Origin of the sequence: Marinobacter sp. Hex_13 (genome assembly GCF_001566815.1) — a bacterium.
In the GTDB taxonomy this organism is placed as follows: domain Bacteria; phylum Pseudomonadota; class Gammaproteobacteria; order Pseudomonadales; family Oleiphilaceae; genus Marinobacter; species Marinobacter salarius.
In genome coordinates, this window is sequence record NZ_LSMM01000002.1 from 21,611 (window position 1) to 43,436 (window position 21,826).

Annotated in this window: 25 protein-coding genes; 16 read left to right on the forward strand and 9 right to left on the reverse strand. The window is 56.6% G+C overall.

All coding sequences use genetic code 11. The annotated features are described in order from the left end of the window. Positions 1-20: 20 nt before the first annotated feature. The gene (locus AXW11_RS01385; protein ID WP_041334110.1) at positions 21-2,012 is read right to left on the reverse strand and encodes a hypothetical protein; all 1,992 of its coding nucleotides are present in this window, start codon (positions 2,010-2,012) and stop codon (positions 21-23) included. Between the two features lie 221 nt (positions 2,013-2,233). On the opposite strand from AXW11_RS01385, the gene AXW11_RS01390 reads away from it, so the two are divergent. Then, positions 2,234-3,382 (forward strand): mechanosensitive ion channel family protein, encoded by a 1,149-nt coding sequence (locus tag AXW11_RS01390; protein WP_091640771.1) that lies wholly within the window; start codon positions 2,234-2,236, stop codon positions 3,380-3,382. 81 nt (positions 3,383-3,463) lie between these two features. Here AXW11_RS01390 and AXW11_RS01395 read toward each other — a convergent pair whose 3' ends face one another. Further along, positions 3,464-5,044, reverse strand: coding sequence for a hypothetical protein (locus AXW11_RS01395; RefSeq protein ID WP_091640774.1), 1,581 nt, complete (start codon positions 5,042-5,044; stop codon positions 3,464-3,466). Positions 5,045-5,357: 313 nt separating this feature from the next. Here AXW11_RS01395 and bufA2 point away from each other — a divergent pair, with 313 nt between their 5' ends. The 11 genes from bufA2 (at position 5,358) to AXW11_RS01450 (ending at position 12,070) form a co-directional block, all read left to right on the forward strand. Next, on the forward strand, positions 5,358-5,642 hold the full coding sequence (bufA2, locus tag AXW11_RS01400; RefSeq protein WP_040474347.1) for a BufA2 family periplasmic bufferin-type metallophore: 285 nt from the start codon (positions 5,358-5,360) through the stop codon (positions 5,640-5,642). 74 nt (positions 5,643-5,716) lie between these two features. Next, positions 5,717-6,613, forward strand: coding sequence for an MNIO family bufferin maturase (bufB, locus tag AXW11_RS01405; protein ID WP_220387363.1), 897 nt, complete (start codon positions 5,717-5,719; stop codon positions 6,611-6,613). Further along, positions 6,610-7,413: an HvfC/BufC N-terminal domain-containing protein gene (locus AXW11_RS01410; RefSeq protein ID WP_041334115.1), complete on the forward strand. Its 804-nt coding sequence runs from the start codon at positions 6,610-6,612 to the stop codon at positions 7,411-7,413. The genes bufB (AXW11_RS01405) and AXW11_RS01410 overlap by 4 nt, the downstream gene beginning before the upstream one ends. Before the next feature lie 58 nt (positions 7,414-7,471). Next, the gene (locus AXW11_RS01415) at positions 7,472-7,807 is read left to right on the forward strand and encodes a BufA1 family periplasmic bufferin-type metallophore (protein WP_051947014.1); all 336 of its coding nucleotides are present in this window, start codon (positions 7,472-7,474) and stop codon (positions 7,805-7,807) included. A gap of 2 nt (positions 7,808-7,809) precedes the next feature. Next, positions 7,810-8,649 (forward strand): MNIO family bufferin maturase, encoded by an 840-nt coding sequence (bufB, locus tag AXW11_RS01420; RefSeq protein ID WP_007152732.1) that lies wholly within the window; start codon positions 7,810-7,812, stop codon positions 8,647-8,649. Beyond that, the gene (locus AXW11_RS01425) at positions 8,642-9,427 is read left to right on the forward strand and encodes an HvfC/BufC N-terminal domain-containing protein (RefSeq protein ID WP_075196957.1); all 786 of its coding nucleotides are present in this window, start codon (positions 8,642-8,644) and stop codon (positions 9,425-9,427) included. Before bufB (AXW11_RS01420) ends, AXW11_RS01425 begins: the two co-directional genes overlap by 8 nt. After that, positions 9,411-9,926 (forward strand): DoxX family protein, encoded by a 516-nt coding sequence (locus tag AXW11_RS01430; protein ID WP_052479476.1) that lies wholly within the window; start codon positions 9,411-9,413, stop codon positions 9,924-9,926. Before AXW11_RS01425 ends, AXW11_RS01430 begins: the two co-directional genes overlap by 17 nt. An 84-nt stretch (positions 9,927-10,010) precedes the next feature. Next, complete coding sequence (locus AXW11_RS01435; RefSeq protein ID WP_007152729.1) at positions 10,011-10,166, forward strand: PFL_1563 family small protein; 156 nt, start codon at positions 10,011-10,013, stop codon at positions 10,164-10,166. A 45-nt stretch (positions 10,167-10,211) separates the two neighbouring features. Further along, positions 10,212-11,144, forward strand: a complete 933-nt coding sequence (locus AXW11_RS01440) for a DUF4124 domain-containing protein (RefSeq protein WP_041334116.1) — start codon at positions 10,212-10,214, stop codon at positions 11,142-11,144. 51 nt (positions 11,145-11,195) lie between these two features. Next, the gene (locus AXW11_RS01445; RefSeq protein WP_007152727.1) at positions 11,196-11,576 is read left to right on the forward strand and encodes a DUF6152 family protein; all 381 of its coding nucleotides are present in this window, start codon (positions 11,196-11,198) and stop codon (positions 11,574-11,576) included. A gap of 8 nt (positions 11,577-11,584) precedes the next feature. Beyond that, entirely contained in the window at positions 11,585-12,070 is a 486-nt protein-coding gene (locus AXW11_RS01450; protein WP_036209231.1) for a hypothetical protein, read from the forward strand. A 46-nt stretch (positions 12,071-12,116) separates the two neighbouring features. Here AXW11_RS01450 and AXW11_RS01455 read toward each other — a convergent pair whose 3' ends face one another. Beyond that, a complete protein-coding gene (locus AXW11_RS01455) occupies positions 12,117-12,524 on the reverse strand; it encodes a hypothetical protein (RefSeq protein ID WP_041334118.1) in 408 nt (135 codons plus the stop codon). A gap of 151 nt (positions 12,525-12,675) precedes the next feature. Between AXW11_RS01455 and AXW11_RS01460 the strand changes: the two genes are divergently transcribed. Continuing rightward, a complete protein-coding gene (locus AXW11_RS01460; protein ID WP_075196961.1) occupies positions 12,676-13,458 on the forward strand; it encodes a helix-turn-helix domain-containing protein in 783 nt (260 codons plus the stop codon). A 178-nt stretch (positions 13,459-13,636) separates the two neighbouring features. Further along, positions 13,637-14,086, forward strand: coding sequence for a hypothetical protein (locus AXW11_RS01465; protein ID WP_041334120.1), 450 nt, complete (start codon positions 13,637-13,639; stop codon positions 14,084-14,086). Positions 14,087-14,172: 86 nt separating this feature from the next. On the opposite strand, the gene AXW11_RS01470 is transcribed toward AXW11_RS01465, so the two are convergent. Genes AXW11_RS01470 through phnD form a run of 6 tightly spaced genes read right to left on the reverse strand, consistent with a single transcriptional unit; the run spans position 14,173 to position 19,254 of the window. Continuing rightward, entirely contained in the window at positions 14,173-14,955 is a 783-nt protein-coding gene (locus tag AXW11_RS01470) for a DeoR/GlpR family DNA-binding transcription regulator (protein WP_226909945.1), read from the reverse strand. A 14-nt stretch (positions 14,956-14,969) separates the two neighbouring features. Beyond that, the gene (locus AXW11_RS01475) at positions 14,970-15,779 is read right to left on the reverse strand and encodes an HAD-IIB family hydrolase (RefSeq protein WP_091640780.1); all 810 of its coding nucleotides are present in this window, start codon (positions 15,777-15,779) and stop codon (positions 14,970-14,972) included. 17 nt (positions 15,780-15,796) lie between these two features. After that, on the reverse strand, positions 15,797-16,606 hold the full coding sequence (gene phnE, locus AXW11_RS01480; protein ID WP_007152720.1) for a phosphonate ABC transporter, permease protein PhnE: 810 nt from the start codon (positions 16,604-16,606) through the stop codon (positions 15,797-15,799). Then, a complete protein-coding gene (phnE, locus tag AXW11_RS01485; protein WP_051947015.1) occupies positions 16,600-17,418 on the reverse strand; it encodes a phosphonate ABC transporter, permease protein PhnE in 819 nt (272 codons plus the stop codon). The genes phnE (AXW11_RS01480) and phnE (AXW11_RS01485) overlap by 7 nt, the downstream gene beginning before the upstream one ends. Then, positions 17,415-18,209 carry a phosphonate ABC transporter ATP-binding protein gene (gene phnC / locus AXW11_RS01490; RefSeq protein ID WP_040474321.1) on the reverse strand — a complete coding sequence of 265 codons (795 nt, stop codon included), beginning with the start codon at positions 18,207-18,209 and terminating at the stop codon, positions 17,415-17,417. The genes phnE (AXW11_RS01485) and phnC overlap by 4 nt, the downstream gene beginning before the upstream one ends. Before the next feature lie 52 nt (positions 18,210-18,261). Continuing rightward, complete coding sequence (gene phnD, locus AXW11_RS01495) at positions 18,262-19,254, reverse strand: phosphate/phosphite/phosphonate ABC transporter substrate-binding protein (protein WP_007152717.1); 993 nt, start codon at positions 19,252-19,254, stop codon at positions 18,262-18,264. 224 nt (positions 19,255-19,478) lie between these two features. Here phnD and AXW11_RS01500 point away from each other — a divergent pair, with 224 nt between their 5' ends. Next, on the forward strand, positions 19,479-20,621 hold the full coding sequence (locus AXW11_RS01500) for an iron-containing alcohol dehydrogenase (RefSeq protein WP_040474320.1): 1,143 nt from the start codon (positions 19,479-19,481) through the stop codon (positions 20,619-20,621). Between the two features lie 86 nt (positions 20,622-20,707). After that, positions 20,708-21,760: a helix-turn-helix domain-containing protein gene (locus tag AXW11_RS01505; RefSeq protein WP_041334125.1), complete on the forward strand. Its 1,053-nt coding sequence runs from the start codon at positions 20,708-20,710 to the stop codon at positions 21,758-21,760. Positions 21,761-21,826: the final 66 nt, after the last annotated feature.

Sequence of the window (21,826 nt, forward strand, 5' to 3'; positions counted from 1 at the left end):
AGGTCAGCACATTGCGTTGTCTACCGCCCCGAAGCCCAACTGCCACGGGCCAGGTCCATGGCCCGGTTGACTTCATCGGCAGGGATGTCGCCCGGCTCGCCTTTTTCTATCGGGTCATAGTGGAACACGTACAGTCGGGAGACGAACTCGGCTACCGGTAAGGAGGCTTCGCCGAAGAGTTCACCGTGGCCATGGGTGGAGGTGATGACGCCCTGGCCCCAGTTCTGGCCGCTGTCGTTGTTGGGGTTGAAAAAGTAGACGCGCATGGTCTTGTCGGGGTCCATGGCGAGCCGTTGGATGGTGATGGCGTGCCAGCCGAGAAAGCGCGTGGCGCTGTCGGTCACCGCGATACCGGCCGGCTGTGGATTGATCACGGGAATGTTGCCGTTATAGAACGGGTGATAGGCGGCGTAGAAATCCCGGACAAACCCTTCGAAGTCCTTCAGGCCGCCGGTGAAAACGTCCACGGCGATGCGAAATCCGTGGCCAACGTGGTCGCCGTGAAACTCGGCGTTGACCCATTTATGGGGATCCTCTCCGCGGCCAATACTGCGCCGCCCCATTTCAAAATAGATGCGGTCCAGATGCGGCACGGTCAGCAGGGATACGGCATCGACATCCACGGGCGGTTCGGTTGCCAGTCCGGCGCCAAGCTCCTTTGAAGAAATGCTGTTGCCTTCGAAGCGCATAACGATCTCATCGTCCCGCGCTGCCCAGGCAAGGATGCGCAGCAGTTCTGCCGGCATGTTGTACGCCCACATGGACAGGGCGCGGGTGGACTGGCAGGTCGGGTAGTTTCCCTGGCCCACGCCCAGTGGCCGCCCCAACACGTTGAGTACGTCAGCAAGCAAAAAACATTCGGGGGAACGGCTGCTGCCGAAGACCGTCGCGATCTTCTCGGCTGCGGCGTCACAAAGCGTCATGCGTATCTGGCGCCACAGGGATGGCGCTACCGGTGGCGAGTAAAGAATGCCCCGCTCCAGCATCATGGCCAGGCCGTAAGTGCATTGACTGGTTTCCGGAAACACGGCGTCGTCGATCAGGCGGTGAATCAGTGCAGGGTAGCAGTGGAATGCATCGGCACCGGTGTAGCTCAACCCGAGGGCTGTGGGGATCAGGGCGTTCCAGCGCCCGCGCAGGTAGCGTATGAACACCGGCATGTAGGCCGACACCAGGCCGGTGTTGTGCATGGCCTGGGCAAAGGCGATGGCTTCCTGCATCAGGGCGGCATCGTCCATGTCCGCCAGTCGTTCGGAATAGACTTCAAAACCGGGGTCTTCACGGCAACCTTCAGTGGGGCTGAATACGGCGTTGATCAGTTGCAGGGCGTCGTCGCCGACTTCTCCGCCCAGGGCATCGGGTTTTTCCAGGCAGACAGCAATCTGGGTCACCATGTGTTTGACGCCCTCAACCTGCACCGGGCGCTGCTCCAGAATCCGCCAGACTTCGGCCACCAGGTGCTCCAGCAGGTTATCGTATCCCAGATGCTGGAGCAGGTAGTGATACAGGTTCTGCACGGCATGGCCGAGCTGATCGGGCCGCAGCCGGTCGCTCTCCTGCAGGTCATCACTGACCACCAGGTCCAGGTTCATCGCCATCACCTGGGCGAGGAAATTATGGGCATGTTCCGCCGAGATAGAAGCGTGGACGTAGTCGCCTTTGGTGACCGCCAACAGGCGAACCTGACTCAGGCATTCGACCAGTGTTGCGGTGGGCTCCCCGTGGCGGACCGTACGCGCAGCCAGGGAAGGCACCAGTGTCTGGGGGTAGTCCCAATCGCTGCCACCAAAGAACCCGGCGGATTCAATGGCCGGAACGCGTTCGTAGATTGCGTCCAGCCCTTCGGGGCTGAGCACCAGGGGCCTTGCCGCATCAATTACTTCGAATACGGGCGAAACGCCCTCGATCGCGTTGATTGCAGCAAGGCGGCTAACGGCATCGTCAAATGCATTTACAAGTTCCGTTGGCGCGCGGCTGTTCTGGTTTTCGGTTTCTTTTTTTTGTCTGGCCATACAACCATCCTTGAGCCAACCTCGGACTGTGTCAACCTGGACTGTCGAAAACATCCGTGCCCACCGGTTGGCTGAAGCCAGGAACCTGTTGGTCCACCATTTCGGATAGGATCAATGGCTGATGATTGGTAAACAGGCTGACGTTAACCTACATATCATTATGAGCAAGAGATCCGATAAAGTGACGCCCACCCCCACAACAAAAGAAGAGCAGACACCTGATGGCTGAATCCTTTGGTACCGAGCTGGTTGAACAGCTCCAGCGAAATATTGGCGATGCCTTCCTGGCCGTGTCAGGTGAGGATTTGGACTGGGGCGCGCTTGTCGTACAGATGCTTGGCCAATTGTTGGTCTCTGTAATCTATCTTGGGGTGTTTTTCGGGTTCTATCTGGTGGTGACAGGTGCTATCCGGCTGGTCTTGGGTAAGCAGCGGGCCAAAACACCTCTGTTCCTCCAGGTGCGAAGCACTCTGCGCTATCTGGCCGGGTTAGGGGCGCTGGTCTTCATTCTTGCACAGTTCGGGACGTCTCCTGAGGTTCTCAAGGCGATGGCGAGGGCGGGCTTTATGGCCCTCGGTTTCTATGTGGCCTGGCTGGTTCTGGCACGCCTGATCAAGGACAGCATGGTGCGCTACAAAATGGATCCTTCGATCCGTCAGCTGGTCGAGAACCTGTTTTCGGTGGTCGTCTCAGCGCTGGCTGTGGTGACGGTGCTCGCCCAGTTCGGTTTCGATGTGGTTTCGATTGTGGCGGGGTTGGGGATCGTCGGTATCGCCGTTGGCTTTGCGGCGCAATCAACCCTCTCCAATTTCATTGCCGGTATCACCCTGCTGATTGAGAGGCCGTTCCGCATTGGTGATTGGGTGACCATCAACGGGCAAGACGGCAAAGTGGTCAAGATTGCCTTGCGCACCACCTGGCTGCGCACCCGGGATAATATCTTCGCGATGATTCCAAACGACAGTGTGGCGTCATCCGACATCATCAATTACAGCGCAGAAGGGGTTACCCGCCTGAATATCCCGGTGGGCATTGCTTACAAAGAATCCGCGAAGGCCGCCAGGGATGTGCTGATGCCGGTTCTGCTGACGCACCCTGAAGTTTTACAGGGTGCTGGTATGGAGCCCCGTGTTCTGCTTAAAAGCCTGGGCGATTCTTCAGTGAACCTTGAAGCCAAGGTGTGGATTACTCCCGATAATCTGGATGTGCAGCCCAGAATCATGGCTGATGTTCTGGAACAGATGAAAGAGGCGCTGGATGCCGCCGGCATTGAGATTCCTTTCCCTCATTTGCAACTGTTTATAGATGATGCAAAAGGGCTCAAGCCGGTTCTGGAGCCCTTCTACAGCAAGCGTGGGGCTAACGGATAACCCTTATCCGAAAACCGGGCGAGGCGCCCGTTGGGCGTCTCGCCGGCAGATGATTGTTATATGGTTTTCGAACGGGGGGGATCATTCAAACTGGTTGGCCCGGATATTGTCTCGCGTGCCATCGCTTTCAGCCCATACCGCGATAGCGTTGCTGGCCCCATCAAATGCAATCTGCGGTTCGACTGCAATCCCCGCATTGTCGTTTTCTATCAGGGTCGCCGCGTCCCAGCCGCTGATGGGCGACCAGGTGTTCGCCCAGATGTTGGAGTTCCTCCACACTGCGATGGCGTTGCCCTCGTTATCGAATGCGATCTGCTGATTGCCGGCACTTCCGTTGCTGGGGTCCTCGATGAGCGCCGCCGAACTCCAGCCATCGTTTGGCGAGTAGGTATTGGCCACGGTACTGTACCCTGTGCCAACACTGAGGCGCTGGCGCCATACGGCAATCACATTGCCCATGCTGTCGACCGCAATTTGCGGATCGAACGCGTCTCCTGCGTTGTCGGTTTCGATGAGTTCTTCCGAGCCCCAGCCGGCGGCCTGCGACCAGTTATTGGCCCATATATTGAACCTGGTGCCATCACTGCTGGTCCATACGACGGTCGCGTTGTTGTCGCCGTCAATAACGATCTGCGGGTCAAATGAGTTTCCGTCATCGATGGTTTCAATGTCTTCCGGCATGGCCCAGCCGCTGCCCGGCGCCCAGACGCTTGCCCGGATGTCATACCACGTACTGCCGTTGTACTGCTCCCAGACAGCGATGGCGTTGCCAGCGCTGTCAAAGGCGACTTGTGGATCCTGTGCAGACCCTGCATCGGCTTCGACCAGCTCCGCCGTTCCCGAGCCAACCCCTGGCGTATAGGTGTTGGCCCAGAGGTTGAGTGGATTGGGTGAGGTGGGTGGAGCCTCGTTCTGTACCCACACGATGATGGCGTTACCGGCATTGTTCATGGCGATTTGCGGATCGGATGCGTCTCCGCCATTGAATTCGATCAGACCCTCCGAGCTCCAGCCACTGTCTGGGGAATAACGTCTGATCCAGGCATTGTAGTACGTACTTTGCTGGGTCCAGACGACAATGGCATTGCCGTCGTCGTCAATGGCAATCTGCGGAGCCCGGGCATCTCCGTTCTCGTCTCCGATCACCACAGCAGCGCTCCAGCCGCCACCTGGCGAATAGATGCTCGCCCAGATGTTGTCCTGCGTACCGTCGAATTGAACCCATACGGCGATGGCATTGCCGTCATTGTTGAAGGCGATCTGAGGTGAGGCTGCCTCTCCGGTGCCGGTTTCGATCAACGCTGCTGAGCGCCAGGAACGACACAGCACACTGACGTCATTCACATCGGCACCGACAACCGTGCCGCTCGCATTTTCCATTGAGCAGAGCTGGTGTTCGGGTAGCGTCGCCAGGGTCACGTCATAACTGCTGCCATCGGCCAGTTTCGTGGCAAATTCAAAGTCGACTCCTCCAACCTCCAGGGTGTCACCCCCGTTGTTTTCCAACGCCAGTCCGGAGTTGACAGCCCCGGTTACGGTACCGCCGATGGTGTACGAAGCGCTTCCGTCACTACCACCTCCGCCGCCTCCTCCACCACAGGCAGAGATCGATAAGAGAAATGACAGAACGATGAGCAGTGAGGCAGGGCGTGAATGGCACATTTGGAAATCCTTTTTCCTGGTTGGAGTTCAACTTTGGAAGACCGGAGTAGGGCGGAGCTTGAGGGTATTAAGGATTGATACCCCTGACATCTTTCAAACTAATACAAGATCCCAATTGTTGCCAGTCGAGGCCCTGATCGGCCTGATCCTCGTGATTTCGCTTACCTGAGACCATGTTATGACAATGGTGACACTCTCGTGACCATTCCGTGATGATCTGGTCGGCCCATGCAGCGCACTATTTATTCAGGCGGGAAACACATGCTGAATGGTTACCTGCCGCTCCGAACTCATAGATGAAAAGGAAACAGATATGAACACGATGCTAAACGGTGCCCGCATTGCAGCTCTCGCCGCCGCCTTCGCGACTTCAGGATTGGCCTATGCCGCTGAACCACCTGCCGGCTCCAGCGGTGCGGCGGTCTCCGGCAGCGATAAAGTGCATTGCTACGGGGTGAACTCCTGTAAGGGAACGGCCGACTGCAAAACCACCGAAAATGCCTGTAAAGGACAGAACGCGTGCAAGGCCCAAGGCTTCAAGGGGATGTCAGCAAGCGAATGCCTGTCGGAAGGTGGTGTGATTGGCGATCTGGGCTGAGTAGGCCAGATCAAATGTGTTTGTCCGGAGGCGCGTTCCGGCGCGCCCCGGGTTTTCAACGGGAGATTTAACGGATGATGAATCACTCTGCCAAAGCCAAACCGAATGGGCTGGAGAACAGTCTCCGTGAGCCGTTCCAGGGTTTTGGGCTGGGTTTGCGCCCGCGTCATTACAACAGCTTTCTTGCCCAGCCGCAGGCGGTGGATTGGCTCGAGGTCATCTCCGAAAATTACATGGTCCAGGGCGGAAAGCCGCTTGCGATGCTCGACAGGATTCGCGCCGACTACCCAATCGCGATGCATGGTGTGTCGATGTCAATTGGTTCTGTATCTCCCTTAGACCATGGCTATCTGCAGCGCCTGAAAGCGCTTGCGGACCGTATCCAACCGATGTGGGTTTCTGATCACTTATGTTGGACCGGTGTGCACGGCACGAACCTGCACGATCTTTTTCCCTTACCTTATACCGAAGAAGCCTTGCGACACGTTGCCGCGCGCGTTCGCGAGGTGCAGGAAACGCTTGGGCGCCGTCTGGTGCTGGAAAACGTTTCAAGCTATATCGATTACGCCAGTTCAGAGATGAGCGAATGGGCGTTTCTGACCGCCCTTGCGGAGGAAGCCGACTGCTTGCTGCTACTTGATGTAAACAACATCTACGTAAGCGGTATGAACCACGGCTTCGACCCGCGTGACTTCATCGACGGCGTGCCAGCGCACCGCATCCAGCAGATTCATGTGGCCGGGCACTCAAACCTGGGTGACGTCATCATCGATACCCACGATGCGCCGGTACCCGACGAAGTGTTTGATCTCTACGCCTATGCATGCCGTCGCTTCGGGCCGGTCAGCACGATGATCGAGCGCGACGATTCAATTCCGCCGCTGGAGGACCTGATCGTGGAACTCGACCGGGTGAGGGCCGTGGCAGCTCGTCACACCCCTGTGTGGGATCGAGAGGAGGCATACGCATGACTGATTACGCCCCTCGTTCGTTAGCCGATCTGCAAGCGGGACTGCAAAACTATGTTTTGGGCGATGGTGTTTCGGACGACATTCTTTCCGAGCTGACGGGCGGTGCTTCTGACCAGAGTAAGCGGCGCCTGCATATCTACCATTCTGGCTATCGCTCGCGGATGAACGAGGCGCTCCAGTCTGCTTTTGAGCAGACCTGGGCCTATCTCGGTGACGACGCATTCGACGCAATTTGCACTCGCTACACCGAGACGAATCCATCGCACTCGCCGAATCTGGGCGACCATGGCCGCAACTTCCCACGCTTTTTGCAGCAAGCTTTGTCTTCCGATCCGGAAATCGCCGAGCTGGCAACCATGGACTGGAGGCTCCACAGCGCCTTCGATGCACCGAATGCCGCCATTCTCACCGGTGAGCAATTGGCAAATGTCGGCGAGGCGCAGTGGGCATCGCTGGGATTCGTCTTCCACCCGTCCGTTTCGCTCGCTCAGTTCGAGTGGAACGCACTGGAAATCTGGCATGCGCTGGATCAGAAACAGACGCCGCCCGTCGCCGAAAAGCTGAACGAGCCGGTAGGGCACCTGTTCTGGCGCAGCGACCAGCGAAGCTACTTTCGCACACTTGAGTCGGATGAGTATGCCGCACTTAAGGGCCTGCTTGAGGGGCTTGGTTTTGCACAAGTGTGTGAGCAACTCGCAGAAGGCTATCCGAATACCAGTATTGACGCGTCGATTGGCACCTGGCTGGCGCGTTGGCTGGCGGATGGGCTGTTGTCGGAGGTCAAGCCGGGGCCTGTTTGAGTGACACCGAAACCCTTATCGGCGTGCTTTGGCCGACCGTAAAATTCAGGAGTCTGACATGTCCAAATCCAAAATCTCACAGTCCGAGATCACCGAAACCAACACCACCCGCACCATGACCGCTGCTGCCATGGCACTCGCCCTGGGTTCTGCGATCTCCATCGCTGCCGTTCCGGACGTTGCCCACGCGGAGGGCATGGAAAAGTGCTATGGAGTTTCGCTCGCCGGTAAGAACGACTGCGCCGCCGGGCCGGGCACTACCTGTGCGGGCACGTCCACTATCGATTATCAAGGGAATGCCTGGACGCTGGTTCCGAAAGGCACTTGCGAGGAGACCGCATCCCCGACTTCACCCACAGGCTTCGGACAACTCGAAGCCTTCGAGGAGAAGTAGCAATGCTGCCCTCACGGGCAGGCTTGGGCCTGAAACCAGAGCACTTTCGGAACATTCTGGAATCGGGCCCAGACATTGGTTTCTTTGAGGTTCATGCCGAGAACTACATGGTTCCGGGTGGCCCTATGCACCATTATCTGGGGAAAATTCGTGAGCACTACCCGTTGTCATTGCATGGGGTAGGGCTCTCGATCGGAGCCGACGCTCCCCTGGACAAAACACATCTTGATGCGCTGGCGGTGCTGATTGACCGTTATGCGCCGCAGGTTTTTTCTGAGCACCTGGCCTGGTCGAGTCATGGTGACTTCTTTCTCAATGATCTGTTGCCGCTGCCATACACGGCCACCACCCTGAACCGTGTGTGTGACCACATCGATCAGGTGCAGACGCATCTGGGTTGCCGCATGTTGCTGGAGAACCCGGCGACCTATCTGGAGTTCTCGACCTCGACCCTGTCGGAGACCGACTTCATCAGCGAAGTAATACGTCGCACGGGCTGTGGCCTACTGCTCGACGTCAACAACGCTTATGTTTCGTGCATCAACCATCACCGCGAGCCCGGGGCTTATATCCGTGCATTACCGCTTGACCGGGCGGAGCAGATTCACCTTGGTGGTTTTGCCTCCCAGGCCGATGCCAACGGCGACCCGCTGCTTATAGACAGCCATAGCGCACCCGTTGCGCAAGACGTGTGGGCACTCTATACCGAAGTACTTGAGCAAATGGGGCCGACTGCCACGCTGATCGAACGCGATAACGACATTCCACCATTTGACGTTTTGCTGGCCGAGGTCAATCTCGCCGACTCGTACCTTGTTGAAGCAGGAGGCCAACGTGAGTGAGCAGACAGTATTCGCCAGCGCATTGCTTGATCCGGCGCAACCCTGCCCGGACGGGTTACGGGCGTGGAACGGTTCCGATCCGAACCAGCGCTTTGCGGTGTATCGCAACAACATCGTGGTATCACTGATTGATGCACTCGCTGCCACGTTTCCTGTTTGCCAACAACTGGTTGGCGAAGCCTTCTTCCGCGCCATGGCCAGGGTGTTTGTGGTGGCGCAACCACCGCGTTCGCAAATCCTGACCTTCTACGGGCGCGAATTTCCGGCCTTTATCGACACCTTTAGCCCGGCATCATCAGTACCCTATCTGGCCGACGTGGCCCGGCTCGAAAGACTACGACTCGACGCATTCCATTCTGCCGATGTTGAGTCGCTTGGCACGGAGGACATAACCGGAGTGCTGTCTGCTCCCCATCGGCTACCCGGGCTTCGCATGGATATCCATCCCTCGGTGGCGGTGCTGCAATCACGGTTCGCCGTGCTTTCGCTATGGGCCGCGCACCAGCAGGCAACCCCTGAACTGGCCCGTGTCGAGCCCCTGCAACCAGAATCCGTATTGGTGCTGCGTTCCGGGCTGGAAGTCCAGTGCATCGATATCGCAGAGGCCACCGGCGTTTTTATGGATCGACTGATACAGAAGGAAACGTTGTCGCAGGCTGAACAGGACGCCAAGGCATGCGAGCCCGGTTTTGATCTTGTTGCAGCACTGACCCTTATGCTGCGCTGGCAGATCATTACCACCCTTTACCCCGGAGATGATCATGGAAAACTCGACTGAAACCTCAGCTGGCAAGGGTGTCCTGCCAGGCTTGATCAATCAGGCAACCGCCCTTTTCGGACGCATTCCGGACACGCTGATCGCAATGATCGCCCGCTTTTCGATTGCCGGCGTGTTCTGGAAGTCAGGCCAGACCAAAATTGAAGGGCTGGCCATCGACGTTGTCTCCGGTGAGTTCAGCCTGGGGGTACCACGGTTGTCGGACAGCGCGCTCTTTCTGTTCAAGGAGGAGTACAGTCTGCCGTTGATCGCCCCCGAGCTGGCGGCCTTGATGGCGGCGTTCGCCGAGCATCTGTTTCCGATTCTGCTCTTGTTGGGACTGGCTACGCGTTTCTCGGCGCTGGCTCTGCTGGTGATGACACTGACCATCCAGATATTCGTCTATCCCGGTGCCTGGCCAACGCACGGGGTATGGGCGGCGGTGCTGCTTTATCTGATGGCTTACGGGCCGGGTTGGTGTTCAATGGACCACTTCATCGCGGCACGTTACCGGCGCTGAAGTGCATCCAAACACTTTTTTCCTATTTCATATATCATGGGTGTTTAGTTGTTGGATAAGCCAACAGTTAACGTGGAGAACACCATGAGCAAGAAGCCCGAGAAAGTGACATTAACCTCTGCCACCATTGAAGAGCAGACGGCAGCTTTTTTAAAGGCTGGTGGGGCCGTTGAGTACGTAGGTAAGGGTAAGAGTGGCCAAGAAACCTCAGCGGGCCCGAAGCAGATTAGCGTGAAATAGTCACCGGGGCAGATCTGGTTCTGAAGCGCAGGGATTAAAGCGTTAATGAAAGTCGTAAACCCAGTCCTTGTTTTTCTACTCTCTATGATCTTTGCAGTCTCTGGTCATGCAAAGATTTATAAATGGGTGGATGAAGACGGGAAGATTCATTTCAGCGATCGGGAAGATCATCGCGTTGAGCAGGAAGTTGTCAGCGTGAAGCCTGGCGCGTCGAAGTGGTCGCGTTTTGATATCAAGATTAAAGCCGTCGATGTAGAGCTGAGTGAAGAGGAAAATCAGCAGATTGTTGATGGCGTGAACAACGTCTACGAGTTCTTTGATCGCGTGATGTCCTTTGATATGTACAGGACGGTTCCGGTCAATATATTGATGTTCAAGGACAAGGCTGAATACCGAAACTACCTTGTTCGCCGGAACAGAGGTCTGGCGGTTGCTTCATACGGCCTGTATATACCTTCCGAACACCAGATAGTCGTCTATGTGCAGGAAAACCGAAGCCGCACCTTTGAAACGATCAAGCATGAGGTGAGCCACGCGGTTGTCGATACCATAGTTCCTTATGCGCCGCTCTGGTTGAATGAGGGGCTTGCCGAGCAGATGGAAATGCTGGAACGTGATGAATCGGGCCTGTACTTTGAACGTCATCAGGAAAACAGTTGGGTGGTTGCCCAGGCCCGTGAACAGGGCCGTTTAACGGGCATTTCACAGTTTCTGAAATTATCCAGTTATAAGTGGCGCCATTCAGAGCTGTCGGGGCATGGGAGTTTGAGGGCTCAGTCCGGTCAATTCCTGAGTTTCCTGCTCTCCAAACCGACCCGCCGCAACTTCGTGGTGCGGCTGATGCACAACTTCAACCGGGGTGACCGCACTCTCGCATACTACCTGGTGGATGATAATTACATCGGCGGAGTCAGTATGTTGGATTTGGACTGGCGGCGTTGGCTGCACGAACAGGGTAACGACATCATCCGGTTTTAACCGTCGGTCGTTGCTCTTCATCTTTGAAAACCCGCAATGAGAGGACTCACTATGCCTCACGTTCGTTTTACCCACCTGCTCGGTTTTGCGTTTCTTGTTGCTGTTCTCGCTGCCTCTGCCGCTCATGCTCATCACGGTTGGGCCTGGGCCACGGACGAGGAATTTGAAATCACCGGTACTATCCAGTCGATGCGCCTTGGTAATCCCCATGGCGAGGTCACGATAGACGTTGATGGCGAGGCGTGGGTTGTGGAAGTCGGTCAACCCTGGCGGAACGACCGTGTCGGGCTCAGTAAAGAGATTTTGAGCGTCGGCCGGGAAATGACCGTGCACGGTCACCGTTCCGCCAAAGAGGGCGAACGGTTGGTCAAGGCCGAGCGGATTGTCATCGATGGGACGAACTACGACTTGTATCCCGGTCGTGATTCCTGAGCCTGGGAATGATTGAGCCGGCGCTGGTCTTTGTTGAAAACCTGGCCTTTGTATCGGCGCTGCGCAATTCCACCCTCGCATACCCGCTGATCAACGCCGGGCATATTCTTGGTGTTGCCCTGCTGATTGGTGGAATTGTGCCGCTGGATCTGCGTTTGCTGGGGCTCTGGCGCCGCTACCCTGTGATGGTGTTTGTCGATGTGCTTCGAGTCACCTCCGCGTTTGGTTTGGGGTTAGCGGTGGTCTGTGGTTCGCTTCTATTCGCCACAGCGGCGGTGGACTACGCCGGGTCGATGTTGTTCCGGGTCAAGATGGTGGTTGTCCTGTTGGGAGTGTCAAACGCGTTGCTACTTGCTCGGGTGTTAAAGCGCCGGGATATACGGAGCCTCCCAATGGGTGCTTCCATGCCTTTGCCCTTGAGGGCAGGTGCCTTGATGTCTCTGGTGTTCTGGATGAGTGCGCTGACTCTTGGCAGGCTATTGGGCTACTTCTGAGCAGGCGGGTAGCGACAGGAGTTGCCGCTACCCGGTGCTTCGAAGGCTAGCTGAATGCAGGTTCAAGAGGTTTACTGCCAGCAACCCGTTTCATCCACGCCATGTCCAGTGGAACAAGAATGTTCACTGCGAACAGCACCCAACCCAACGCCTGCAGGCTGTCCGCAAACCACACCATCAAGGCGAGAGACAGCAGGGCCCAGCTAACATCCACAACCATCATCAGGTTGAAGTATTTCTCCAGCCACCGTGCGTTCATGGCCATAGCGGCCATATCCACGCACCAGAGCAGCATCACTATGCCCACCACCAGATAGAAGGTTGCACCTGGCCCTCCCGCTAGCTCGGCGATCGGCTCTGCGGCCAGGATCAGTGCCAATGCCAGTGGCGTAGAGAGGAAAACATCGCTCAGGACGATCTGTTTTACGCTGAATTGACGGACGAAGTTTTTCATAGGATCACCTCAATCGGGTTTCACAATGTGTTGGACTACGCTACAAAGCATCTACCTGGGCGGTGATGGGCACAATTACCTGTGAGGTAATGGTGAAGCACACCCTTGAGGAAGATAATCGCTGAACACTCGAATATTCACAGGAACTACCATGAGCGCCTTCGGTACGCTTTTTAGAGAAATGCGGCAGGGTAAACGGTTGAGCCAGATGGATTTCGCCCTGGAATGCGAAGTATCGGCGAAGCACATCAGCTTTCTGGAAACGGGCCGAAGCCAGCCCAGTAAGGGCATGGTTCTGCATTTGGCGCAGATGCTTCAGACGGATCTGGCGGCGACCAACCGCCTGCTGTCTGCGGCGGGTTACAGCCAGGTTTACAGCGATCAGGATTTGAACGCGCCAGGCATGGCAATGATCAAAGAAGCGCTTGATCACCTCTTGCAGGCGCACCTGCCGTACCCGGCGGTTGTCTTTGATCACGAGTACTATCTGGTGATGGCCAACACAGCCATGCAGGCGATGATGGTAAGAATGATGGAACTGGGCGCTCACTTTCCCGCAAGGCCGAACTTTCTGCTATCGCTGTTGGACAACGAGGGCATGAAACCCTTTGTGGGAGATTGGGAAAACATCGCATGCCACATGCTGCAGCGGGTCTACCATGAGCATCTAGCCGGCCCCTTCCGGGACCAGCCCAACCGATTGCTGGAGCATGCCTTGACTCTGCCCGGCGTTCCGCAGAACTGGAAAAGCCACGTGGTGGAACATCTCGACTACCCGGCGATTCCTTTTACCCTGAACCTAGGAGATCAGCAGCTTAGAATCTTTTCGACCATTGCAACGATAGGCACGCCTTTGGATGTCACCGCACAGAACTTGCGGATCGAGCATTTTTTCCCAATGGATGAGCGTAGCAAGGCTTTCTGGCAAAGCTGAAGCGGGCTGCTGCCGGGGAAAAGACTTCCGGGCCGGCGAGGTAGATGCGTTTGGATCGTGTCATGGGGAATCAACTGGTCATCAAAGGCCGAAAGATAGGTGTTTCCTGTTTTATCCTACCGCACCGTCTTTCCAGTGGCATAATTCAGCCTGTTAATAATAACCACGGAGCGACGGCATGTCTCTGGCTGAAAAAATCTGCCTTTCAGCGGCTTTCCTGTTTTTTATGACAGGCCTGCTTACCGGCATTTGGAAATACCGGCATATGGCGCGGAGTGAGGACGCTACCTCGCCGGTATATGTGGATATCGCTCACCGCAGTTCGCTGCTCTACAGCTTTGCGGCGCTGCTGCTGGCGGCGTTCAGCGCTCATAGTGTGCTGGCTGATTGGGTTAACACGACTGCCGCCGTGGCTGCACTGGTGTTTTTCGCCTTTGCAATTGGTACCTATGTGATTCACGGCCTGCTTCAGGATACAGACAACCAATTGCGCCGGCCCCACCGCCTGGGTAAGCGGCAGTTGCCGTCCTGGGTGACCGGGTTCTTCATGCTGTTGCTGATCGTCGGGGAAGTCGGCGGGGCGCTCGTTCTGGGTGCAGGCGCAATGCTGGGAATCTGGAAGGGGTAAGTAGGAGAAATTCACTGCACCGCATTTCTTCAAACGGTTTTTCGGGGCTAAGTCAGGACTCGTGGAGACGCGAATGTTCGGACTCGTTAAGCTCCAACACACTCGATGATTTCAAGCGACGCAGGCAGGCCTATCTGTTTTCCGGCACTAATGAAGTCGGTGTAGAAGCGATCCACATACTTGAATGAGGCGACTTTACAATGAGAGCTTTGGGTCCATTTGCTATGGTTGGCCACCAGCAAGCGTGACCGGGTGTTGGAAATGATGGCCCGGCTGACTTCGGCCTCGCGGATATCAAAATCCATCAGGCCATGCTGTGGGTCCATGCTACCGGTGCTGATGATGCCAAAGTCGGTGATGAAGGAGCTGAAAAATCCGGTCACTTCCGGCCCGACCACATCATGGTGGTTGTGCCGGTATTGCCCACCGGAAACGATGACTTCGATGCCGGAATTGCCGGAAAGCGCAGAGGCCACACTGAGATTGTTGGTCAGGATGCGCAGTGACTGATGATGAATCAGCGCTTTCGCCACCAGTTCGATGGTGCTGCCGACTCCCAGGCTGACGGTGGCGCCTTCAGGAATATCCATTGCAACCCGCTGAGCCATCTGCTGCTTGGTGGCATGATGATGGATCCGCGCGTTTTCAACGGGAGAAACCGTGGCACTGGCCGGTAGGCTGACGCCGCCATAACGGCGACGTAGCACACCCTGTTCGCACAGTTTGTTGATGTCTCGGCGAATGGTTTGGGTGGTGACTCCAAAGCGTTGGGCAATGTCTTCAACCTCGACATGCTTCTGCTCGTTCACCCAATCCAGAATGCTTTTTTGCCGATCTTTGGCGCCCATCAGATTAGATACTCGGTCCATTACCCCTGGCTTGATCACACAGGATGTGTTTCGGCCTGCGGCAGGTCGGATTCGGTCCGTTGCCTCAGCCAGTTTTCGGCCATTTCCGCGAAGCCCAGCCCGGAACGCTGGCTGACAACGGCGGCCGGCCGATGGGCCATCCCGGGCAGATGCTTGCGAATGTTTGCCACACCAACACTTAGTGGAAAACATCGAAACATGCTTTCGTCATTGGGTGCGTCACCAATGAAAACTGCGCGCTGTTGCAACGCCTGCAGATCCAGTCCCAGCACTTCCTGCCCTACACGCACGGCCATCGTGGACTTGTCAAAATCGCCGAGCCAGACGTTGAGGTGGATCGAGCTTTGCCGAACGTTGAAGCCCCGGCCAACCAGAGCATTATGAAGAACCGCTACTTGCTCTGAGCTTAAAGACTGCTGCTGGTTGTAGTCGACCGCTACATCGACATAGCGGAAGGCCTGGTCGCTGGCGAGTTGTGGCTCGAAGTCCAGATCCAGTGCGGCGACTGCAGTTAGTATGGTCTCTTGGTCGCGCTTATGGCTGGCTGCGTCGTTCCAGTAGTGCCAGCGGACCGTCTGGGGGGCGGTCCGCTCGGCGTAGAAGGCGCCGCCTTCACCAATTACGGCAGTGACCGGCCACGTTCTGATGATCTGGTCGCACCAGCCGGCGCAACCCCCGGTCACCGGAATCACGCGAATACCAGCCGCTGCCAGCCGACAAAGGGCCAGATAGGTTTCTGGCAGCAATTGACCATCGGTGGTCAGGGTATCGTCCACGTCGGTGAACAATACGTCCGCTTGGCCAAAGTTAAAGCTGTTTGTCATGGACTGGGTTTTCCGCGTCAGATAACTTTCTTGCGCAAGGCGCTGGTTAGTGCTTCGCCCAGAATCACCAACACCACAATAGCGAGCAGAATCGTGGCCACCGTCTGCCAGGCAAACAGGTCGATAGATCCTTGCAGCAGCACTCCGATGCCACCGGCGCCCACCAAACCAAGCACGGTGGATTCACGGATGTTGATATCCCAGCGCAGGATGATGATGGCAAAAAAGGCTGGCATTACCTGCGGCACGATCGCGTACAGCACTACTTTCATTTTGCTGGCGCCGGTTGCCTGCATAGCTTCGACGGGGCGGCGATCGATCTCCTCGATAGCCTCGCCCATCAGTTTACCAATGAAACCGATTGACCGGAACATAACCGCCAGAATGCCCGCAAGTACCCCAGGGCCGAAAATGGCGACGAACAGCAGGGCCCAGATGATGGTGTTTACTGAGCGGCTGGACACAAGAATAAACCGACCGAGCCACAGGGTGGCCTTGTTCGGTGTGGTGTTCTGCGCCGCGATATAGGACACCGGCAGGGCAATGAATATCGTGAGCATGGTAGACAGGGTGGCAATGTGTACGGTTTCCAGCATGGCCGCGAAGATGGCATTCCAGGTGCTGAACTCCGGTGGCCACATGCGTGCACCCAGGTTCTGGATCTGGTTGGGGGCGTCCCACACCCAGGGCCAGAAAATGTCGATGTCACGCACCGCCCAGACAATCGCAATCAGGGTTACCAGGTAGATCCCATAGCGGGTCCACTGTTCTTTCCGGTCGTAGCGGGACCAAACACGGTCAGTCAGTTTCGCAGCGTGATCTACCATACTTTTTTCCTCACCCATCCGCTTATGCCTTCGCTGACCAGAATGATGCCAATAATCATCAGCAGAATGGCAAAGGCGAAGTCGTAATCGTAACGTCCGAACGCATTCATCAGTGTGCCGCCAATACCGCCTGCTCCGACAATGCCAACCACCGCAGAAGCGCGCAGGTTGCTGTCGAGCTGGTACATGGATAGCCCAATCTGGCGTGGCATGATCTGCGGAAACACGCCGTAGATCAGCATCTTCAGATATCCTGCGCCGACGGAGCGCATGGCTTCCACCTGGCCCCAGTCGATTTCTTCGATTTCTTCGGCCAACAGTTTGGCCACGAACCCGATGGAATAGAGTGTCAGGGTCAGAATGCCTGCCATGGGGCCAAACCCGACGGCCGCCACAAACAGGATGGCCACGATGACCGGGTGGAAGCTGCGGGAGATAATGATGATAGCGCGCCCCACCAGATAGACTGGCTTCGGAGCCACGTTTTTGGCAGCCATCACCGCAATAGGTATCGACAGAAACACCCCAAGCAGGGTTGCCAGGAATGCAATCTGGAAGCTTTCCTTGAAGCCGGTCCACAAGAGTCCGGCACGCTCAAAGCTGGGAGGAAAGGCTCCACCGAATATTTTGGCGGCTCGGGGCAGGCCCTCGGAAATTCGCGCCCAATCGAAGGGCAGCGTGGAGAAAGCCCAGTAGAGATAAGTCAGGGTAACGGCGATCAAGCCATAGCGGAGCCAGGGGTTGGCTATGAACGGGGGCTTCTTCCAGACCCTGCCCGACGTCATGTCGGTTGCAGTTCTGCTGGTGGTCATACGGTCGCCTCCTGGGTTTGGGCGCCGGCCTCAGCCGCATCCTCGTCCGGGGACTCAATGCCGCCGTAAATGGCATCCAGCGCATCCTGGTTGAAGTCCTTGGGCGAACCGTCAAAAATCATCTGACCGTGCCGCATACCCACAATGCGATCCGTGTACATCCGCGCCTGAGTGACGTTGTGGATGTTGATCAGCACCGGCAGCGACATTTCGCTGGCCAGGGTTTGGAGCAGGCTCATGATCTGCTGAGAGGTTTTGGGGTCCAGCGACGCGGTTGGCTCATCCGCCAGCAGAATCTCCGGCTCCTGCATCAGTGCCCGCACTACGGCTACCCGTTGCCGTTCACCCCCGGACAACTGGTCGGCTCGATTATTGGCGTAGTGGGCGATACCCACGCGCTCCATCAGGTGGAAGGCGCGATCGATATCCGACTGAGGGAAGCGGCGGGTCAGGGCCTGGAACAGTGACACATAGCCCAGACGCCCGGACAGTACGTTCTCCATGACCGTCAAGCGATCAATCAGGTTAAACCCCTGAAAAACCATGCCGATACGCCGGCGGGAATGTCGTAATTCGCTGCCGCGAAGATTGACCAGTTGGTGGCCATTCAACTTGATCGAACCCGATGTGGGTTCAACCAGCCGGTTGATGCAGCGCAGTAGCGTGCTTTTCCCCGCGCCCGAAGCGCCGACGATGGAAACGACGCTGCTGCCGTCAACCTCAAGATCCAGGCCTTTTAGCACCGGCTCATTGTGCCCGTATCGCTTTACCAGGTTGGTAATTTCTAACATGAATTCACTCCGGCCAGAGCTTCCGGCCATTGGCCGGAAGCGCCTGTTGCTCTTATTTCAGATTGTCGGGCGTGTACTGAACGCCGTTGGACGCCTGGATGGTGCGAATTACGCGCCAGTTGTCCTTGTAGTTGATGGGGATGAAGGTTTCGACGCCCTCAAACTCTTCGCCCAGCTCGGTGCCGGAAAACTTGAAGCTGTAAAAGGCTTCACGAATTTTCTCGACCAGCTCGGGATGCAGGTTGTGGGCGTGGTTATAGGAGGTTGTCGGGAACCGGTCGGACTCCCACACCAGGCGCACATCTTCCTCGTCGTAAAGCCCACGCGCGGCCATACGCTCAACCACTTCGGAGGCCACAGGGGCCGCGTCGTAATCCTTGGCCACCACGCCGAGCATGGACTGGTCATGGCTGCCGGAGAAGGTGATTTCATAGTCGTCACCTGGTACCACGCCCATTTCCGGGAACAGGGCACGGGGGGCCTGGTTACCGGAGTTCGAGGTAGGGGAGGTGTGTGCGACGCGCTTACCTTTCAGGTCGGTTATTTCATGGATGTCGGAATCGACGTGGGTGTAGACCTGAAGCGAGTAGCCGAACTGCCCGGAGTCTGAGCCCATCAAGGCGAAGGGCACCGCACCGGCGAGATTAACCGCGAAAGGCGTTGGGCCGGTAGAAAAGCCCGCCACATGCAAACGGCCGCTGCGCATGGCTTCCACTTGCGCGGCGTTGGATTGCACGGCGAAGAAGCGAACATCCTTGCCTGTCACTTCAGACAGATGATCGATGAAGGGCTGCCAGATGTCGGAATAGATGGCGGGGTCTTCAACCGGCGTGTAGGCAAAGATCAGAGTGTCGGGATTCACCCACTCTGATTTGTCCGCTGGCAGGTCAGCAACCATATCGCCGTTTTCGTCGCAGTACTTGGCGTCTAGCGAGCCTCGTTCGCAATCCGCAAATGCCTGACCGCTGAAGCCGACCAGCAAGGCGGATGCCGCCAGAGTCACCGACGGGAGAATACCGGGAAACACTTTCTTAGACAGGTTCATTCTTTTTTCTCCATGTGGAGCGGTCCATGCCTGAGGTTTCTCTGCCTCGCATTGAACATCCGGGAAGGACCAGCTCACTCAGCTTGTTATTATCAGATGTTCAATTGAACATTCAGCATAACAGTAAATGAGCATTAGACAAGGTGAGAGGCATCGGAACACTTGGATTGACACCGTAATTAGTGTTCAATTGAACATCATCCATATCGAGGACGATCTTCTCTATGCCCGACACTTTTAGCCTGGTAACTCCGACCGACATTGTCTTCGGGAGAGGACAGATAGCCCAACTGAGCGACCGGGTGACAAGGTTGGGTAAGCGAGTACTGATCGTTCATGGTCGCCATCCTGATCGACTTGCCAGGGTATTCGAGTCACTGAATGCCGTTGATATTGTCCAAACGATGTCTGTGCATAAGGAACCAGATTTACAGACACTGAATGCTGCCATTCGGCAAGGCAAAGCATTGGGTGTCGATCTGGTCATCGGCATTGGTGGTGGTTCTGTCATGGATTCAGCGAAGGTACTGGCTGCGATGCTGTCCAGCCAGACTGAGTTGATGAGCCACCTGGAGGTGGTCGGAGAGGGGCTGCCGTTATCCACCCAACGCCTGCCCTTGATCCTGATTCCAACCACCTCGGGAACGGGGGCAGAGGCGACCCGAAACGCGGTCATCGATATTCCGGAAGCTCAGCGCAAGGTGAGTCTGCGGGATAACCAGTTGCTCCCTGACCTTGCCCTGATAGATCCTGCGCTGACCGACCATTGTCCCCGGGGTGTTACCTTGCACTCAGGGCTGGATGCCATTACCCAGGTCATCGAGCCGTATCTCTCGTCACGCTCCAATCTGTTCACCGACATGTTGTGCAAAGAGGCGATCCCCAAAGGCCTGGCCGCGTTAAAACAACTGATGGATGGTGAGTCTGAAGAGGCGCGTGACGCCATGGCTCAAGTGAGTCTGTTTGGTGGGCTTGCACTTGCAAACTCGGGACTGGGTGTCGTTCATGGCATTGCCGGTCCGTTGGGAGGATTATCTGGTGCGCCCCATGGTGCCCTCTGTGGTGCCTTGTTGCCGGCAGGTATAGCTGCCAACCGCGATAGCGTGGTTGAGGCGGAGCATAAGGCTCGTATTGATCGGGTAGTTGGCTGGATTGCAGACATATTTGAGGCGTCCGCGGATCAGGCGCTACCACGTTTTCGTGAATGGATCTGTCAAAGTGGCTTGCCCGGGCTGGCATCCATTGGAGTGACGGAAGAGCACATTATTGCCGCCTCACAGTCGGCTGCCAGCTCTTCTTCCATGAAGGCCAACCCCGTTGTGTTGCCAAGGCCAACCATTGAAAACATCATGCGCGAGTCGTTTTGAAAAGTGAGTTGCTATCTAAACGCTCAACACTTCGGCTAACATCCGTTATCAAGCGTTAAGATAACAACAAGAAGGTAAAAACAGTGATGTTGCTAACCGGCTTCGGGCTTGGCTGCCTGTTGCCCCTGTTTGTGATTACGTTGCGAGACTTCCGGCATTTGCTGGTTGGCCAGTTGTTCCTGCTGGTGATTGTTGGGTCTGTGGCGTTCCTGGTTGATCCTTTGATTCCAGCCGAATGGCGCTGGATCACTTCCGACCTGCAAACCGCGTTGCCGGCCTTGTTCTGGCTGCTGTGTCAGCTGATTTTTGCGCCGCGCCCGCGTTTGAAGTCAGTGTGGGGCGCGATGGCGCTATACAGCTTTCTGGCGCCAGCGTTGGCGCGGCCCTTCGTAGAGCCCGGTGACGCGTGGACTCCGGCGGTGTTCTTCGGATGGCGGCTGGGCCAGTTCTTCGAGTACGTGGTGCTGCTGCATGGCCTCAGTTTTGTGATTCGGTACTGGCGAAACGATCTGGTGGAAGCCCGCAGGAAGGCCCGTCTGGCCTTTTTGTTGATTGTCGGCAGCGCCGTAGGCGTGGCGACGGTCAGCCTGAACTTCGGGCTTTACCATGAGTACATCCGCGGGATCATCACGGGGCTGGCGGCTTTCGCAACCCTGATCTGCCTGGTTACGGCGCGGGAGGGAATCATGGATCTGGTGGGCAGCGATCGGCCTGCCGGCTCGCCACAGCCACAGCCCAGACCAACTCCAGAGACAGAGCCCCAGGAGGCTAACGAGGCACACTTTGCACAACAGGAGCAGGACGCCTCAGTGCTTTGCCGAACCATGGATGCCGGCTTCTATCGAACAGAGAAGCTGACTCTCAAAAAGCTGTCGGAAGCCACTGAGATTCCTGAATACCGTTTGCGCAAGGTGATTAACCAGGCTTTGGGTTATCGAAACTTCAATGACTACATCAACCAGCTCCGGGTAGCCGACGCCGCTGAACGTTTGCGGAACGAACCGGGCACACCCGTGCTGAACATCTCTCTGGACGTTGGCTACCGTACCCTGAGCTCGTTCAACCGGGCGTTTCGGGATATCCAGAACGCCACCCCAACAGAGTACCGTCAGCAGTGCCTCGGGGCTGACATCAGCTGATCAAAACCTGCAATTTCCGGAATTGCAGGATTTGCACAGTGCCCTTCTTTTCTCCTCTCAAACCCC